This window comes from Mesorhizobium sp. M1406, assembly GCF_040317555.1.
GTDB lineage: Bacteria > Pseudomonadota > Alphaproteobacteria > Rhizobiales > Rhizobiaceae > Mesorhizobium.
Map to the genome: position 1 here is coordinate 1 of NZ_JAMYKW010000184.1, position 689 is coordinate 689.

Genomic DNA, 689 nt, shown 5'->3' on the forward strand with positions numbered 1-689 from the left:
CGTCAGCTCCGGCCGGTTCAGGTAGCCGCGCGCAACCCCGGCCCCGCCGATATAGAGCTCGCCCACCGCCCCGAACGGCACCGGCTGACCATGAGCGTCCAGAAGATAGATCCGCGTGTTCGCAATCGGACGGCCAATCGGGACAACTGACCCGTCAAAATCAGCCGGGCAATTCCAGGCCGTCACGTCGATAGCTGCTTCCGTGGGACCATATAGATTGTGCAGGCCAGTCCAAGGCAATAGGCGCCTAACCTTGTGCACACTGGCGGCAGCAAGCGCCTCGCCACTGCATATGAGACGCTGCAGCGATGTGCAGCGATCGACACCCTTTGTATCGATAAAGCTGACCAACATCGAGGGTACAAAGTGTGCCGTGGTGATGCGTTGGCTGATTATCAAGTCTACAAGCGCGTCTGGGTCTTTGTGTGCAGCCGGAGGCGCCAGCACCAGGGTCGCCCCTTCAAGCAACGTCCAGAAGAACTCCCAGGCCGAGACATCGAAGCCAAATGGCGTCTTCTGCAAGACGACATCGGTTGCATTGAGAGCGTAGGCTTTTTGCATCCAGATCAGGCGATTGATAATAGCCCGATGCTCATTCTGTGCTCCCTTGGGCGTCCCGGTGGAGCCCGAGGTGTAGATGATGTAGGCGAGATGGCGGGGGGTGAGCCCCAGCGCGCGCGGGTCGGGAT

The 689-nt window shown here is 59.9% G+C and carries 1 protein-coding gene; it reads right to left on the reverse strand.

Annotated elements, in window-relative coordinates:
• The coding region (locus NKH03_RS34855) for an AMP-binding protein (RefSeq protein ID WP_352973377.1) at positions 1 to 689 on the reverse strand (689 nt) is incomplete at both ends.